The 16,044-nt window shown below is 71.2% G+C and carries 13 protein-coding genes; 6 read left to right on the top strand and 7 right to left on the bottom strand.

What is annotated here, in order from left to right; translation table 11 throughout:
* Window positions 1-159 precede the first annotated feature (159 nt).
* The 4 genes from ACGFH8_RS23360 to ACGFH8_RS23345 all read right to left on the bottom strand — a co-directional run bounded on the left by ACGFH8_RS23360 (window position 160) and on the right by ACGFH8_RS23345 (window position 4,274).
* A complete protein-coding gene (locus ACGFH8_RS23360; protein ID WP_393370508.1) occupies window positions 160-1,599 on the bottom strand; it encodes an MFS transporter in 1,440 nt (479 codons plus the stop codon).
* Window positions 1,600-1,684: 85 nt separating this feature from the next.
* Window positions 1,685-1,921, bottom strand: a complete 237-nt coding sequence (locus ACGFH8_RS23355; protein WP_393370505.1) for a hypothetical protein — start codon at window positions 1,919-1,921, stop codon at window positions 1,685-1,687.
* Window positions 1,922-2,130: 209 nt separating this feature from the next.
* On the bottom strand, window positions 2,131-3,636 hold the full coding sequence (locus ACGFH8_RS23350) for a DUF6297 family protein (RefSeq protein WP_393370502.1): 1,506 nt from the start codon (window positions 3,634-3,636) through the stop codon (window positions 2,131-2,133).
* Window positions 3,633-4,274, bottom strand: a complete 642-nt coding sequence (locus ACGFH8_RS23345) for an ATP-binding cassette domain-containing protein (protein ID WP_393370499.1) — start codon at window positions 4,272-4,274, stop codon at window positions 3,633-3,635. The genes ACGFH8_RS23350 and ACGFH8_RS23345 overlap by 4 nt, the downstream gene beginning before the upstream one ends.
* Before the next feature lie 129 nt (window positions 4,275-4,403).
* Here ACGFH8_RS23345 and ACGFH8_RS23340 point away from each other — a divergent pair, with 129 nt between their 5' ends.
* Entirely contained in the window at window positions 4,404-5,564 is a 1,161-nt protein-coding gene (locus ACGFH8_RS23340) for a geranylgeranyl reductase family protein (protein WP_393370496.1), read from the top strand.
* An 81-nt stretch (window positions 5,565-5,645) separates the two neighbouring features.
* Window positions 5,646-5,816 carry a hypothetical protein gene (locus ACGFH8_RS23335; protein WP_357249107.1) on the top strand — a complete coding sequence of 57 codons (171 nt, stop codon included), beginning with the start codon at window positions 5,646-5,648 and terminating at the stop codon, window positions 5,814-5,816.
* Window positions 5,817-5,871: 55 nt separating this feature from the next.
* Here the strand turns inward: ACGFH8_RS23335 and ACGFH8_RS23330 are convergent, their stop codons facing one another.
* Window positions 5,872-7,662, bottom strand: coding sequence for a bifunctional metallophosphatase/5'-nucleotidase (locus tag ACGFH8_RS23330; protein WP_393370493.1), 1,791 nt, complete (start codon window positions 7,660-7,662; stop codon window positions 5,872-5,874).
* A gap of 186 nt (window positions 7,663-7,848) precedes the next feature.
* Between ACGFH8_RS23330 and ACGFH8_RS23325 the strand changes: the two genes are divergently transcribed.
* Window positions 7,849-8,751 (top strand): SDR family oxidoreductase, encoded by a 903-nt coding sequence (locus ACGFH8_RS23325; protein WP_393370490.1) that lies wholly within the window; start codon window positions 7,849-7,851, stop codon window positions 8,749-8,751.
* A gap of 177 nt (window positions 8,752-8,928) precedes the next feature.
* Here ACGFH8_RS23325 and ACGFH8_RS23320 read toward each other — a convergent pair whose 3' ends face one another.
* Together ACGFH8_RS23320 and ACGFH8_RS23315 are read right to left on the bottom strand one after the other, a co-directional pair.
* Window positions 8,929-9,588 (bottom strand): nucleotidyl transferase AbiEii/AbiGii toxin family protein, encoded by a 660-nt coding sequence (locus ACGFH8_RS23320; protein WP_393370489.1) that lies wholly within the window; start codon window positions 9,586-9,588, stop codon window positions 8,929-8,931.
* On the bottom strand, window positions 9,585-9,926 hold the full coding sequence (locus ACGFH8_RS23315; protein WP_393370487.1) for a hypothetical protein: 342 nt from the start codon (window positions 9,924-9,926) through the stop codon (window positions 9,585-9,587). The genes ACGFH8_RS23320 and ACGFH8_RS23315 overlap by 4 nt, the downstream gene beginning before the upstream one ends.
* A 684-nt stretch (window positions 9,927-10,610) precedes the next feature.
* On the opposite strand from ACGFH8_RS23315, the gene ACGFH8_RS23310 reads away from it, so the two are divergent.
* The 3 genes from ACGFH8_RS23310 to ACGFH8_RS23300 form a co-directional block, all read left to right on the top strand.
* Window positions 10,611-11,174, top strand: a complete 564-nt coding sequence (locus tag ACGFH8_RS23310; protein WP_393370485.1) for a hypothetical protein — start codon at window positions 10,611-10,613, stop codon at window positions 11,172-11,174.
* Window positions 11,175-12,009: 835 nt separating this feature from the next.
* Window positions 12,010-15,282: a formate dehydrogenase gene (fdh, locus tag ACGFH8_RS23305; RefSeq protein WP_393370483.1), complete on the top strand. Its 3,273-nt coding sequence runs from the start codon at window positions 12,010-12,012 to the stop codon at window positions 15,280-15,282.
* The coding region (locus tag ACGFH8_RS23300) for a 4Fe-4S dicluster domain-containing protein (protein WP_393370480.1) at window positions 15,275-16,044 on the top strand (770 nt) is incomplete at its 3' end. The genes fdh and ACGFH8_RS23300, both read left to right, overlap by 8 nt.

The following is a 16,044-nucleotide window of genomic DNA, read 5'->3' as shown; positions in this document are numbered from 1 at the left end:
GCCAGCGGCGTTGCCGGGCGGGCTGGCCCGGCACCCGGGGCGCCGGCCAGCGGCGTTACCGGACGGGCCGCCCCCGCACCCGGGGCGCCGGCCAGCGGCGTTACCGGAGTGGCCGGCCCGGCGCCGGGGGTGCCGGCCAGCGGCGTACCCCTGGTGTTGTCAGGTTTTCTGGTGGCGTGTGCGCAGGATGTCGATCAGCGCGCAGATCAGCGCGAGCGCGATGATGCCGGTGGCCAGCATGAGCGACCGTTCGAAGGACGTGGTCCAGTTGCCGCGGCTGTCGGCGAGCGATGAGAAGAACACCGAGCCGACGGCGGCGATGCCGGCGGCGGCGCCGATCCGCTGCCCGGTCTGGAGCATGCCCGCGCCACTACCGGCCTGCGCTACCGGGACGTCGGCGAGGGTGATCGTCTGGTTGGGTGCGATCACCAGCCCGCTGCCGATGCCGGCGACGAGCAGCGGTCCGGCGGTGACCCACGGGGCCGGGGCGTCCGGGGCGAGGTGCAACGCGACAACCGTCGCGACCAGCCCGATCACGATGGTGAGTAGACCGATGGCGACAAGTGGTCGGCCGAGGCGGTTGACGATGCGGCCACCGAGCACGGCTGCGGCGGCCGAACCCAGGGCGAACGGGGTGATCGCCAGGCCCGCGACGAGCGCGCTGTAGCCGAGACCCATCTGCAGGAACAGCGTGAAGATGAAGAAGATCGCGGTGAAGCCGCCGAAGTAGACGAGCGCGATGAGCGACCCCAGGGTGTACGACCGGACGCTGAACAGTCGAAGGTCGAACAGTGGTTGGTGGTGGCGTGCGTACCGCCGTTCCCAGAGCCCGAAGACGGCGAGCACCGCGAGACCGACCGGGATGAGCGCCCACTTCCAGGGGGTCCGCCACTGCTGTTCCTGCACGAGCGGGAGCAGGACGAGGACCACGCCGATGCCGAGCAGCAGGACACCGACGGGGTCGAGTTGACGCCAGCCGGGTTGACCGGCGGGGCGGCCGGGCAGCAGACGCCAGCCGAGGATCACCGCGAGGATGCCGACCGGCACGTTGACGAAGAAGACCCACCGCCAGCCGTGTTCCTCGCCGCCGACGGCGATGAGCAGGCCGCCGAGCAGCGGCCCGACCGCGGTGGAGATACCGATGGTGGCGCCGAGCAGCCCGAACGGGCGGGCGCGTTCCGGGCCTCGGAAGAGCTGCTGGATCAGCCCGATGACCTGCGGGTTGACGATGCCGGCTGCGGCACCCTGGAGCAGGCGGGCGAGGACCAGCCAGGTCGGTGAGGTGGCGAGGCCGGCAAGCGCACTGGTCAGGGTGAACAGTGCGATGCCGAAGACGAACGCGTTGCGCCGGCCGCGGGCGTCGCCGAAGCGACCGGCGGGCACCAGCGCCAGGCCGAAGGTGAGCGCGTACCCGGAGAGGATCCACTGGAGGTCGCTCGACGAGGCGTGCAGCGCCCGGTCGATGGACGGCACCGCGACGTTGACGATGCTGACGTCGAGCAACGTCATGAACGCGGCGACCAGTCCGACGCCGACGGCCTGCCAGCGTCGTCGGTTCGCTGCCGCGTCCACCGGTTGCGGCGGTTGCGCCGCGTTCATCGTGCCCCCCGTTGACCGTCGATCGCGCATCGTTGACCCCTACCCGGGTCAGCGGGGGGCGAATCGTCCCGGCTTGTTCCGCGGGTCACGCCATCTGGCGGGCGCAGAACCGGGGACCGAAGTCGAGGCCCGCCATCGGCGAGTCCTCGCGGTGCAGCAGGCCCTTCTCGGTGAGCAGGTGCAGGGGGGTGCCCACCTGTTCTCCGGTCAGTCCGGACTCCTCGGCGATCAGGTCCGGGTAGGGCACCTGTCCGCGTGCCTCAAGAGTGGTGACCGCCTGGTACACCCGTTGCTCGGCCTCCGACAGTTGCACCTGCTGCATGGTTCCTCCTTCGTCTGTCCGCCGTCGTGCGGCGGTTGCCGTGCGCCGGTTACCCCCTGTCCGACCGAAGATGCACACCCGATCGGGCGGTGCTGATCAGGCGCGGCAGCGGCGTGGCCGCTACAGGTCGTGCGGCCCGGCGGCCGCGCTGGCCCCCCGACCAGCGCGGCGTACCGGCTGCCGGGCCAGCCGGCGGGGCGTGGGGCGCCTCAGAGCCGCCACACCACCGTCACCGCTCTGGTCACGGCCGCCCGGGCGGAGCGACGGAGACGTCCACGGGCCCGGCGCGTCCCGGACGCGGTGAGGAACGCGGTCAGCACGACGACGGACAGGACCGCCTGGATGGCCACGGCGATACCCCCGACGCTGTCGGCGGTGATCGCGGCCAGGGCCGGCAGGGTGCCGATCAGCGCCACGTCGAACGTCTGGGTGACCCAGAGCAGCGGTCCGCTGGGCACCACTCCCTGGGGCGTGACGATCAGCGGGTAGTCGTGGCGGACGAACGACCGACGGCAGGAGCGCAGCGCACCCGCGGCGAGCGCGGGGCCCGCCGCCGCGCCGAGAGCGGCGCTCCACGCAGGGTCGGCACCCGTCTGCCCGGCCAGCGTCGCCGCGGAGCCGGCGCTCCAGAGCACCGCGACGCCCACCGGTACGACGGCGCGCAGCCGCAGCAGCGCACCGTCGGTGCGGCCGAGCAGCCGGCCCAGTCCGGGGCGGTCGGCGTCGTAGCGGACATTGCCGGTGAGCTGGGCCGTGGCGTACAGGCCGCAGGCGAGCCAGAGCGCGGCCCGGCTCGCGGGGGCGACGGTGATCAGGGCGGGGATGGCGGCGAAGGCCGCGATCAGGAGGATCCGCGACGGCATGCGGAGGAGGGTGATCACGTCGTGGGCCGGGATCGCCGAGGAGCCGGCGGGCAGCCGGAACCGTCCGCGCGGCGGGTGCCGTTTCCAGCGGCGGTCCTCGGCGACCCGGGACAGCAGGCCGGGATCTCCCGCCGTGACGCCGCCGGTCGCCGCGAGCACGGACGCCCCGGAGGCGTGCAGGGTGGTCAGCCGTACCGCGTCGAGCCGCCGCGCGGCCAGGAACGTCGCCACTGCGGCGGTCAGCACGGCGATCACCGTGACCGGAACGGCAGGGGGACGCACGGCCGGGGCGATGCCGAGCAGGCCCACCGTGAGCGCGGCGACGCCGCAGACCGTCGCCGAGATCCGCAGCACCCGGGCCGGATCACGGGCCGAGGTCTGCACCAGCACCGCCGTGGCGGCCGTCGCCACGCCGAGGGCGAACGCCGGGACGACGACCGCCGGCCGGGCCGCGGCGACGGTCAGCGGCACCCCGCCGACGAGGCCGGCACCGAGCACGGCGACGAGGCGGGGACGCAGCATCTCGGCGCGCCGCAGCGGGCTGGTGGCGAGCCAGCTCAGCGCCGCGGCGGAGGTTGCGAGGGGCCCCGCCAGCGCCGCGCACGCGAGGAGCGCCACGACGCTGCCCAGCGCCACGGCCAGGACGGTGGCCGTGCTCGCCGGCCCGTTCCCGTCGGTGTCCCGCAGATGGCCGTGTACCGCCGTACCGATCATGAGGAGCAGGAAGATCAGCGCCAGCGCGACCGTGTAGAGCCCGTCGGCGCTCCACTGCTCCCGGGCCTGGCGTACCTGTCGGGCCCGCAGCCACCGCCGGACCGTACGCGCGGAGACCGGGGCCGGTCCGACACTCATCGCGGGTGTCGAGGGTGTTCGGGCCCGGTGACCTCGACGACACGGCAGGTCTCGGCGAGGTCGGGGTCGTGGGTGGCGATCAGCGCGGCGCCGTCCCGGTCGAGATACGCGCGCACAAGGTCGATCACGGTCTGCCGGCCCGCCGCGTCCAGGTGTCGTTCCGGCTCGTCGAGCAGGAGCACCCGGCTGGGCCGCGCGAAGGCCATGGCCAGCGTCAGGCGCTGCCGTTGACCCGAGGAGAGCCGCACCGGGGAGTCGTCGGCGACGGTGGTCAGGGCGAGCAGATCCAGCAGCTCGACCGGATCCCACCAGGCGCCGGTATCCGCAGGGTTGAGCAGCCGTACCAGATCAACGTGCTCGCGAACCGTGAGCGACGGATACCAGGCGACGTCGTCGAGCATCGCCACCACCGCGCGGCGGAACCCCGCGTCCCGCTCGTCCACCGGGAGACCGGCCACCGTCACGGTGCCCGCGCGCGGCGCGTGCAGACCTGCCACGCACCGCAGCAGGGTGGACTTTCCCGCGCCGTTGGGCCCGCGCAGGGCCACCGCCTCCCGGGGCCGGACGTCGAGGCCGAAGTCGGCCACCACGAGGTGGTCGCCGTAGCCCAGGGTGAGCCTGTCGATGCTGATGGCCACGTACGGCTCCCCGTCCGGTGGGCTGTCGGTCAGGCGTCGGGACGCACGTGCGGACCGACCGAGGATAGCCGTGCGGGATCACCCCCTCGGTGAACGAATGCGCGGTTCGCCATCCCCTAGGCTGCTTTCGTGATCGTTTGGGACCTCGTTGTCGTCGGCGCCGGCCCCGCCGGCCTGTCCGCGGCCTACGCCGCTGCCCGCGCGGGCGTGTCCACACTTGTTGTCGAGCGGGCCGCGCACCCGCGGTACAAGACCTGCGGCGGTGGCCTGATTGGCACCTCCCTGGCGGCGGTCCACGGTCGGATCGAGGTGCCCGCGCACGATCGGGTGGACCGGGTGACGTTCACCCGCGACGGCCGCCGGGAGTTCACCCGCCGTCACGGCAGTCCGGTGGTGACGATGGTGCGCCGCGAGGAGTTCGACGACCGGCTGCGCGCGGCGGCGGTCGCCGCCGGCGCGCAGGTGCGGGAGCGGGTCGCCGTCCGCGCGATCGAGCAGGACCCCGAGGGGGTACGCCTGCGGCTGGCCGACGGTACGACGATCGCGGCCCGTGCGGTGATCGGGGCGGATGGTTCCTCGGGGGTGAGCGCCCGGCACGTCGGGGTGCGGTACCGGCAGGTGGACCTGGGTCTGGAGCTGGAGATTCCGGTGCCCCCGGCGGAGCAGGAGCGGTGGCGGGGGCGGCTGCTGCTGGACTGGGGCGCGATGCCGGGCTCGTACGCCTGGGTCTTTCCCAAGAACGACACACTGACCGTCGGTGTGATCGCCGGTCGGGGCGCGGGGGAGGGGACCCGGGACTACCTGCGGCGGTTCGTCGACCGGTTGGGGCTGACCGGGTTGCCGGCGGAGCACGACTCCGGTCACCTGACCCGGTGCCGCGAGGAGGATTCGCCGTTGCGTAACGGTCGGGTGCTTGTCGTGGGCGATGCGGCGGGGCTGTTGGAGCCGTGGAGCCGGGAGGGCATCAGCTTCGCGTTGCGCTCGGGTGAGTTGGCCGGCGCGGCGGTCGCCGGCGGAGATCTGGCCGGGTACGAGCGGGCGGTCGCCGAGCGTCTGGTGCCGGAGATGCGGGCCGGGTTCCGGCTGCTTGACGTGTTCACCAGGCGTCCGGGGGTGTTCCACGCCCTGTTGGCGACCCCGCCGGGGTGGCGGATGTTCGTCCAGTTCTGCCAGGGTCGGGCGAGCTTCGCCGAGATGCTGCGGCGGCGGCCGATCCGGGCGGCGCTCGCGGTGCTCGACCGGCTGCCCGACCGGCGTCGACGGTCCTCCACTGCTCACCCAGGATCCTAGGATGCTCTACGCGGTGTGACGGTGACCTGGTGTCGAGCACCCCGTACACCGGACAATGACGGGGAGCAACAGGAGGTGTCGATGGCCGAACAGCCGTTCACCGATGACGAGTACGCGTTCCTGCGGCACGCGCGCTTCGGGGAGTTGCCGCCCGCGGTCCGCCCCGACGAGCGGGTAGCGCTGACCGAGACCGACCCCGGGCGAGATCAGCCGGAGCCCGAGGACCCGGTCCGCTGGAACGTGCAGGGCTGACACACGCGCGGCGGGCCGCGGGTGTCGCCACCCACGGCCCGCCGACGATCGGAGATCAGAAGAGCGGCACGCCCTCGCGTACGAGCCGCCAGTTGGGCTGGAAGAAGTCGGCCGGGTCGATCGTCCCCTTGGCCTGCGCCCAGTCGATGAGCAGCTGACGGATCTCCTGCTGCGCGTTGTAGACCTGGGTCTTCACGATGCCGGGGAAGTTGCCGCCGCCGCTGCGCCGATAGTTGTTCACCGCCACCACGAACTGCGCGTTGTCGGCCACCGGAGTGTCGGTGCCGGTCAGCACCAGTCGGGTGATCCGCTGCCCGACCGGCTTGGCGATGTCGATGTCGTAGTCGAGGCCGGAGAAGACGTCGTAGTTGTAGTCCGGCACCGCCGGGTCGCTGATCTGCTCCGGGTCGACAGGCGCGCCCGGCGCGAGGGTCCGGAAGTACTTCGCCGAGTACTCCAGGTACGCGCGCACCTCGGCGCCGCTGAGCACGACCGCTTCGAGGGTGTTGTCGTAGACGTACAGGCCGGCCACGTCGCGGATCTTGACGTCACCGGCGGGGAAGACCGCGGTACGACTGAACGGCGCCGCGATCGACAGCACCGGCAGGTCCGCGTACGTGGTGCCGGCCAGGGCCGCGCCGACCACCTCGGTCTGCACGTGGTTGATGAAGTCCAGGATCGGCGTGTCCTTGTACCGCGACTCCGCCGCCGACAACTCCACTGTCGACTGGGCGACCACCTGGTTGACGTACGCGATGGTCTTCTGGTGTTGGGCCCGCACCGCCGCGAGCACCTTCGGGTCCTCGACCACCGTGTTGGTGTTCAGCATGGTGGCGGCCTTCGTGGTGATCGTCCAACGGCCACGCTCCCGGGCGAGGGTGAAGTCCATCCGGGTGAGCCGCTGGCCCCACTTCGACGGCTCGGAGAGCAGCACCTGCGCGCCGGTCCGCTCGTTGGTGACGAACCGCTCGACCACCTCGTTGTGCGCGTGACCGAAGAGGATCGCGTCGATCCCGGGCACCTGCTGGGCGATCAGCGCCACCGGGTTCTCGTTGGGCAGCTCCGGGCCGTAGCTGGAGGTGCCGCTGTCACCGCCGTGCGCGGAGATCAGCACGAGGTCCGCGCCGCGCGCCCGCATGATCGGCACCCACTTCGCGGCGGTCGCGACCATGTCGTCGAAGCGCAGCCTGCCCTCGACGTTGCCCTTGTCCCAGATGGCCACGCCAGGGTTGGTCAGCCCGAGGATGCCGACCCGCAGGGTCGGCGCGGCGAAACCGAGGGAGACCTTCTTGATGACGTACGGCTGGAAGGCCGGCTTGCCGGTCTTCGCATTCACCGCGTTGGCGGCGAGCGCCGGGAAGCCGAGCTGACGGATCCACAGGTCCAGCAACGGCAGACCGTAGTTGAACTCGTGGTTGCCGAGGGTCACCGCGTCGTAGTCGATGACGTTCATGGCCCGGGCCATCGGGTGCTTCTCCCCGGTGGCGGTGATCGGCTCCTGCTTGGCGTAGTACGTGGCCAGCGGCGTGCCCTGGATCGTGTCACCGGCGTCCAGCACCAGGGTCGCCTTGCCGCGCCGCTCCCGGCGGATCTGGTTGATCAGGGTCGCCAGTTTCGCGACGCCGATGTCGTTGTGCTTGCTGTCGTCGTACTCGGCGTCGCGGTAGTAGTCCCAGTTGTAGACGTTGCCGTGGGTGTCCGACGTGCCGAGGAGGGTGAGGTCCCAGGTGCGCGGCCGGGGCCTGCCGGCCGCCTGCGCGGGCGCGGCGGCGATCAGCGGGGCGGCCGTCGCCGCCGCGGCGGCGACGAGCACCTGGCGGCGCGACGGGCCGGAGGAGAAGGTCATGACGTGCCTTTCCATGGGGGTGGACGCGCCTCGTGAGCGCCTTGCGCACCATAACCAGCGGCCGTCACCCCCGCCACGCCAGCCCCGCGCGTTACTGCGGTTTCCGCAGGCAGGTGCGGGGTAGGGCGATCCGGGACGACATTCGCGGGAAAGCCCCGCTTCCCGCGCGCAGTGAGGAGTTATCACGTGAGCGAGGACCAGCACACCCAGCAGGACCCGACCAGCCAGTACGGCCAGCAGTCCGGTCAGCCCGCACAGCAGCAGTCACCGCCCGGCTCGACCGCTGGCATGTTCCCGAAGCCCGACCACGGGGAGGAGTCGTACCGGGGCAGCGGCAAGCTCGACGGCAAGCGGGCGCTGATCACCGGCGGTGACTCGGGGATCGGCCGGGCCATCGCGATCGCGTACGCGCGGGAGGGCGCCGACGTGCTCATCTCGTACCTGAGCGAGGAGGAGGACGCGGACGCCCGGGAGACCATCCGGCTGGTCGAGGAGGCCGGCCGGCGAGGCATCGCGGTACGCGGCGACATCACCGACGAGGCGCACTGCCAGGAGTTGGTCGACCGGGCGATCCGCGACCTGGGCGGCATCGACATCCTGGTCAACAACGCGGCCTACCAGATGTCGCAGGACAAGGGGATCCTCGGCATCAGCACCGAGCAGTTCGACCGGGTGCTCAAGACCAACCTGTACGCGATGTTCTGGCTCTGCAAGGCGGCCATCCCGCACCTGGCCGAGGGGTCGGCGATCATCAACACGGCGTCGATCCAGGCGTTCGACCCGTCGCCGCAGCTGCTCGACTACGCCACCACGAAGGCGGGGATCGCCAACTTCACCAAGGCCCTCGCCGCCGACCTGGCCGAGCAGGGCATCCGGGTCAACGCGGTCGCACCCGGCCCGGTCTGGACTCCACTGATCCCAGCCACGATGCCGGAGGAGAAGGTGAAGCAGTTCGGCACCGACACCCCGGAGGGGCGTCCCGGCCAGCCGGCCGAGCTGGCCCCCGCGTACGTCTTCTTCGCCTCGCAGGAGTCCAGCTACGTCACCGGCGAGATCCTGGGGGTCACGGGCGGTCGACCGACCAAGTGATCCGCCACCGGGGTGGGCGCCGCTCGGCTGCCCGCCCCGACGAGGTCCGGTCCGGCGAGTCGTGATCCGGGCGCTGCGCCGGGCCGCGGTCGTTGCGCTGGTTCCTCGCGCCGTCGTTGCCCGGTTCGTCGCGGGGCGTTGCCCGTCTCGTCGATCGGTTCGCCGGCGGCGGCCGGGTCAGCGCGGCCAGGCGGCGAAGCGCTGCCGGACCTGGGCGATGTCGGCCGCGTTGAGGCCGTACCGGCCGAAGCGCTGCTCGGCCAACCGGTCCAGGTAGCGGCCGGCGGCCCGCACGTCCGCCGGATCCAGCGCGGGGTCGACCTGCCGTGCCAGCACCAACAGCTCGGTCACGTCGTAGTGCTCCAGCGCCGCCGCCACGTCGATGAAGTCCCGGACCTCCCGCCTGTTGACAAGTGCCGCGATCTTGTTGGCCACCAGGTCACGGACGTCCATGACCGGGCCGAGGTCCATCACCACCGGGCTCTGCTGACGGTCCAACCGGGCGAGGCTGAGCCGGATCTGCCGGCCGTCCCGGCTCACCACGAAGTCCTTCATGTCCTGGCCGTACCCGTCGAACAGCTCGGCCAGCTCACTGTCCGGGTCCGCGTCGGTGACGGTGAAGCCGGCACGTTCCAACGCCACCCGCACCCCGGCGGACGCCGCCGCCGCCGCGCCCTCCACGTCCGCGAAGAGATCGACGTCCTCCGTCGGGCGGGCGACCAACCCGTGCGCCGCCCAGGCCACCCCACCCCCCAACACGAACCGGTACGGCCCGGCGGCGGTCAGCGCCACCCGGGCCACCTCCCGGTAGAACTCGTGCAGGTGCGGCGCGATCACGCCGCGCGCAGGCCGCGGTGCCGGCTCTCCCACGCCTGCCGTACGCCCCGCGGCAGGTTGAGCAGTCGCCACACCCGGCGCAGGGTCCGCCCGTTGATCAGCGCCCGCAGGTCGTCGGCACGGGTGGTCTCGCGGAGCACGTTCTCGTACATCCAGAGCAGTTGGTCGGGGTCGCCGAGGTCGAAAGTGCGCTCGGAGTTCCACATGAGCCGTACGGGCAGTTCGACGACACCCCGGGTCGGGCCGCCCAGCTCGGCGAGTGTTCTCGCCACCACGGCGGGGCGACCGGGACGCGCCAGGAAGGCCACGCCGGTCGGGGTGGGGGAGACGGCCTGCATGGTGTCAGGGTAACGCCCGGCAGACCCGGTGTCGCTCAGGTCGATCCCCGCGCCCTGCTCCAGGCGCGCCGGCCTGGCCGCCATCACTCCGAAATGTGTCCGTTTTGCGCCGAGCTGGCGCGCGTAGTCCGTCGTGATCGACTCGGGTTTGGTGAAGTCGGGGTGTCCGGGAGTCCGGGATGCCCCGACTTCCGTGAACCCGAGTGGATCACGCGGGTGACGGCGGGTTGGGGGCGCCCAAGCCGCGCCGTGGGTGGTTTGTCCGGTGCTGGGGTGTGGCCGGGCGCACTCGTGGGCCGGAATCATGGCGGGGCCGGGGTCGTTACATACCCTGACGATCGCAGGACCACCGACCCGCCGCCCGACCGCTGAGGGCTGGTCGCGCAGGTTGGAATGCCAGCCTCCACCCGGTCGTTACAGTCCCCACGAACGACCGCGGGCACCGCCATGACGAGGGTGCCGATGGATGGGCCGCCCCGGAATGACCCTGGCCCCCCGGGTCGTTACACATGGACCCGGCGCCACGAGCCCCCGCTCGGCAGGTCGCCGACCCCGACGCCCGACAGGGTGTCACCCCCCAGACTTCCCCCCTTGTTTTGTGCAGCGCCGGACGAGGTGCTCACACCCGTGCCGCCGACCCCCGTTTGGTGGCTGGGTGTTCCTACCCCCGAAGGAGCTACCCCCATGAACACGATCATGCGTAAGAGCGTGCTGTCTGTTGCTGGTCTCGCGTTCGCCGGTGGTGTCTTCGCCGGTCCGATCGCCGCCCACGCCGCCGCCCCGGTGGATGCCAAGCCGGTCGCGGTGGCCGTGCAGACCACTGCGCCGAAGCCGCAGGGCGACCAGTCGCACATCTCCCTGAACGATGAGCAGACCGCCAACGTCAAGGCGATCATCGCCGCGACGAAGAAGGCCGGCCTGCCCGAGCGCGCCGCGGTCATCTCGATCGCGACGAGCCTGCAGGAGTCGAAGCTGGAGAACCTGGGCCACCTCGGCGACGCCAACGACCACGACTCGCTGGGCCTGTTCCAGCAACGCCCCAGCTCGGGTTGGGGTACGCCGGAGCAGATCACCAACCCGGAGTACTCCACCACCGCGTTCCTCAAGGGCCTGCGTCAGGTCGACGGCTGGCAGGACATGGCGCTGACCGACGCCGCGCAGACCGTCCAGGTCTCCGCCTACCCCGACGCCTACGCCCAGTGGGAGCAGCAGGCCACCGACCTGGTCGGCCAGCACTGGAACAGCTGACAACGGCACCACCGCACCACCGCATGACCGCATGACCGCATGACCGCATGACCGCATGACCGCATGACCGCACCGACCGCACCACCGCATGACCGCATGACCGCACCACCGCGCCCGAACGCTGACCGGCACCCGCGCCCCGGGGTGCCGGTCGGCGGTGTTTCCATTTCCGTGCGGGGCGTATGGACTGCTCGCCAACTCGCTGAGCGCCGGCGTTTCATCTCGCTGCACCTGGAAACCACGCCGACCCGCTGGCCGCTGCCGCTGGCCGCGGACGCCGCGCCGTCCGGTGTCTGGCCGAGCACGGTTCGGTGGTGGCTGCCCGCGAGATCTTGGACAGTTTCCGTTACGCGGGCCCGCCGCGCTAACGGAAACTGTCCAAGATCTCGCGGGACATGGCCGAAGCGCGGCGCTTGGGGGCGTGCGTGCCGTGGCCGGGAGGCGACCGGCCTTACCGCGATGGGACCCGGCGCGCGGGGCGGGCGGCGGGGCGGGCGCGCGGGACGGGCGGCGGGACGGGCGGGCGCTGCGACCGGATGGGCTCGCGCGGCGGAGCGCGGGAACGCGGAGTGCGGGAACAACGTGGGGGACCGGCTGGTTGTGGAGGGTGTCGGTGTGACTCAGTGTCCCCGGGCCTCACCTAATATCGCCGTCGCGGAATACCGTTTGGCTGGAGCCGCGTCGCGCCACTCGCCGAGAGGCGACCTGCACACCGACACCAGCGCCGCCCCCGGTCCACAAGGCCGGGGGCGGCGCTGTCTGTCTGCCCACTCGCGAACATGTCTCGGTTGACCTATGTTCATGGGGTCGCTCGCGTGGGAGGGGGTGTCGGGGCATGGGTTTGCGTACCTTCATCGAGGGTTGGCCGGTTTACCGGCAGCTCACCGGCACCGATCCGCTCGGTCGGGGTGCCGCGGCCAAGTCCACCCGGTCGGCAGAACTCACCGCGCGCACCGATGACGCGGATTCGATGGCCCGGTCGGTCTGCCCGTACTGCGCCGTCGGTTGTGGTCAGCGGGTGTACGTCAGGGACGGCCAGGTCAGTCAGATCGAGGGCGATCCGGACAGCCCGATCTCGCGGGGTCGGCTGTGTCCGAAGGGTTCGGCCAGTAAGAGTCTGGTGACCAGCCCGCTGCGGCAGACGACTGTGCGTTACCGCCGTCCGTACTCGACGCAGTGGGAGGATCTGGACCTCGACACCGCGCTGGACATGATCGCCGACCGGATGCTCGCGGCCCGTGCGCAGACCTGGGAGGATGTCGACACGCAGGGCCGGCCGCTCAACCGGACGCTGGGTTTCTCCAGTCTGGGTGGGGCGACGCTGGACAACGAGGAGAACTACCTCATCAAGAAGTTGTTCACCGCGATGGGGGCGCTCCAGATCGAGAACCAGGCCCGTATTTGACACTCCGCCACCGTCCCCGGTCTGGGGGCCAGCTTCGGTCGTGGCGGTGCGACGGATTTCCAGCAGGACATCGCCAACGCTGACGTGATCGTCATCCAGGGTTCGAACATGGCTGAGGCGCACCCGGTGGGTTTCCAGTGGGTGATGGAGGCCAAGCGCAAGGGTGCGAAGGTCTTCCACGTCGACCCGCGGTTCACCCGGACCAGTGCGGTGGCTGACGCGTACCTGCCGATCCGGGCGGGCACGGACATCGCGTTGCTCGGTGGGGTGGTGCGCTACATCCTGGACAACGAGTTGGACTTCCGGGAGTACGTGCTGTCGTACACCAACGCGGCGACGATCGTCAGCGAGGAGTTCGTCGACACCGAGGACGGCGACGGGTTCTTCTCCGGGTTCGATCCGGAGACCGGCGCGTACGTGCAGGACAGCTGGCAGTACGCGGGGCACGAGGGTTCGTCCGGCAGTGGGCACACCGAGCAGGAGCGGGACAGCGCCGCGGGTCTGACGCACGAGTCGCACGGCGCGCCTGTCGGCGGGCAGACCGAACGCGACGAGACGTTGCGGCACCCGCGCTGCGTCTACCAGATCCTCAAACGCCACTTCGCCCGCTACACCCCGGAGATGGTGGAACGGGTCTGCGGCATCCCGCGGGAGCAGTTCCTGGAGTTGGCCGAGGCGTGGACGCGGAACTCCGGTCGGGAGCGCACCGGCATGCTGATCTACTCGGTGGGGTGGACGCAGCACAGCGTCGGTGTGCAGTACATCCGTACCGGCGCGATCATCCAACTGCTGCTCGGCAACATGGGTCGCCCGGGCGGGGGCGTGATGGCCCTGCGCGGGCATGCCAGCATCCAGGGCTCCACCGACATCCCGACGTTGTTCAACCTGCTGCCCGGCTACCTGCCGATGCCGCACCACGCCGACCACCCGAGCTTCGACGAGTGGGTGGACAGCATCCGGCACCCGGGTCAGAAGGGCTTCTGGGGCAACGCGCGGTCGTTCGCCGCCAGCCTGCTCAAGGCGTACTGGGGTGACGCGGCGACGCCGGAGAACGACTTCTGTTACGGCTACCTGCCCCGGTTGACCGGTGACCACGGCACCTACCAGCAGGTGCTCAACATGATCGACGGGAAGATCAAGGGCTACTTCCTGCTCGGTCAGAACCCGGCGGTCGGCTCCGCGCACGGCCGGGCGCAGCGCCTGGGCATGGCCAACCTGGACTGGCTTGTGGTCCGGGACCTGTTCATGATCGAGAGCGCCACGTTCTGGCAGAACGGCCCCGAGGTCGCCACCGGGGAGATCGTGCCGGAGGAGTGCCGCACCGAGGTGTTCTTCCTGCCCGCCGCCTCGCACGTGGAGAAGGAGGGCACGTTCACCCAGACGCAGCGGCTGTTGCAGTGGCGGGAGAAGGCCGTCGAGCCGCCGGGCGACGCCCGCTCCGAGCTGTGGTTCTTCTACCACCTGGGGCGCAGGCTGCGGGAGAAGCTGGCCGGCTCGCCGTTGCCGCGTGACCGGGCGCTGCTCGACCTCACCTGGGACTACCCCACGCACGGTCCGCACGCGGAGCCGAGCGCCGAGTCGGTGCTGCGCGAGATCAACGGGTACGACGTGACGACCGGCCGCCCGCTGTCCAGTTTCGCCGAGGCCCGCGCGGACGGCTCCACCGCGATCGGCTGCTGGATCTACACCGGCGTGTACGCCGACGGTGTCAACCAGGCGGCGCGGCGCAAGTCCCGACACGAGCAGGACTGGGTGGCCGCCGAGTGGGGGTGGGCGTGGCCGGCGAACCGGCGCATCCTCTACAACCGTGCCTCCGCCGACCCGGACGGCAACCCGTGGAGTGAGCGCAAACGCTACGTCTGGTGGGACGCGGAGAAGTCCGAGTGGACCGGCTACGACGTGCCGGACTTCGAGAAGACCAAACCGCCGTCGTACCGGCCGCCACCCGGCGCGTCCGGGACGGAGGGCATCGCCGGTGACGACCCGTTCGTCATGCAGGGTGACGGCAAGGGCTGGCTGTACGCGCCCAGCGGCGTGCTGGACGGACCGATGCCGACGCACTACGAGCCGGTGGAGTCGCCGGTGCGTAACCCGCTCTATCGGCAGCAGGCCAACCCGACCCGCAAGATGTACGCGCACCCGGTCAACTCGGTGAACCCGAGCCCACCGCAGGAGCACAGTCAGGTGTTCCCGTACGTGTTCACGGTCAGCCGGCTCACCGAGCACCACACCGCCGGTGGGATGAGCCGGACCGTCCGGACGCTTGCCGAGCTGCAACCGGAGATGTTCGTCGAGGTGTCACCGGAAATGGCAGGCGAGGCGGGGCTTACCCATCTGGGGTGGGCGCACCTGGTCAGCGGTCGTGCGGTGATCGAGGCGAAGGTGTTGGTGACCGACCGGCTCACGCCGTTGCGGGTGGACGGTCGGATCATCCACCAGGTGTGGTTGCCGTACCACTTCGGTTTCGAGGGTCTGGTGACCGGCGACTCGGCAAACGACCTGTTCGGCATCAGCCTGGACCCGAACGTCCTGATCCAGGAGAGCAAGGTCGGCACCTGCGATGTCCGGCCGGGCCGGCGGCCCACCGGGCCGACGCTGCTCGACCTGGTGGCCGACTACCAGCGGCGCGCCGGGATCACGCCCGGCCAGCAGGCCCCGGCGGTCACCACCGACAGCGCGGGGGAGCAGCCCGGTGATTCCTGACCCGAACAGCCTCTACGGCCCGTTGGATCCGGCACCCGAGGCCGGTTACGAGGACGCGCCGCCGCGGATGGGGTTCTTCACCGACACCAGCGTCTGCATCGGTTGTAAGGCCTGCGAGGTGGCCTGCAAGGAGTGGAACGGTGTGCCGGAGAGCGGCCTGGACCTGCTCGGCATGTCGTACGACAACACCGGCGCGCTGACCGCGAACTCGTGGCGACACGTCGCGTTCATCGAGCAACCCCGACCGGCCGGACACCGCGCCCCGCCGTTCGCGGGTACGCCGACCCACGGTTCGGCAAGCGCGGCGTCGGCGGCCGTGGCGGCCGGCACCGGTCAGCGCACGGGCACGGACCCGGGTGTGCCGACCGGAGCGCCGCCCGCCGCCGCCCGGATGGCCGCGGGTGGAGCGGCGGACGTGCTCGGCGCCCCCCTCGCCGCCGATCCGGTCGTCGTGGGTGGCGCGGGTCCGGAGTTCCTGGGGATGCCGGGGGCGCAGCCGCCGGGGCGGGGCACGGGTGTGGAGGAGCGCACCGATTTCCGGTGGTTGATGATGTCGGACGTCTGTAAGCACTGCACCCATGCGGCGTGTCTGGATGTGTGTCCGACGGGTTCGTTGTTCCGGACGGAGTTCGGGACGGTGGTGGTGCAGGAGGACATCTGCAACGGCTGCGGTTACTGCATCTCGGCGTGTCCGTACGGGGTGATCGACCAGCGTAAGGACGACGGTCGGGCGTGGAAGTGCACGTTGTGTTACGACCGGTT

The sequence above is a fragment of the Micromonospora sp. NPDC049175 genome (assembly GCF_043197345.1).
GTDB lineage: Bacteria > Actinomycetota > Actinomycetes > Mycobacteriales > Micromonosporaceae > Micromonospora.
This window is presented reverse-complemented; position numbering and strand designations above follow the sequence as displayed.

What these genes read in the sequence shown, in the direction of transcription:
- ACGFH8_RS23360 (WP_393370508.1), bottom strand. Translation starts at nt 1,599, where the DNA reads ATGAACGCGGCGCAACCGCCGCAACCGGTGGACGCGGCAGCGAACCGA.
- ACGFH8_RS23355 (WP_393370505.1), bottom strand. Translation starts at nt 1,921, where the DNA reads ATGCAGCAGGTGCAACTGTCGGAGGCCGAGCAACGGGTGTACCAGGCG.
- ACGFH8_RS23350 (WP_393370502.1), bottom strand. Translation starts at nt 3,636, where the DNA reads ATGAGTGTCGGACCGGCCCCGGTCTCCGCGCGTACGGTCCGGCGGTGG.
- ACGFH8_RS23335 (WP_357249107.1), top strand. Translation starts at nt 5,646, where the DNA reads ATGGCCGAACAGCCGTTCACCGATGACGAGTACGCGTTCCTGCGGCAC.
- ACGFH8_RS23330 (WP_393370493.1), bottom strand. Translation starts at nt 7,662, where the DNA reads ATGACCTTCTCCTCCGGCCCGTCGCGCCGCCAGGTGCTCGTCGCCGCC.
- ACGFH8_RS23315 (WP_393370487.1), bottom strand. Translation starts at nt 9,926, where the DNA reads ATGCAGGCCGTCTCCCCCACCCCGACCGGCGTGGCCTTCCTGGCGCGT.
- ACGFH8_RS23310 (WP_393370485.1), top strand. Translation starts at nt 10,611, where the DNA reads ATGAACACGATCATGCGTAAGAGCGTGCTGTCTGTTGCTGGTCTCGCG.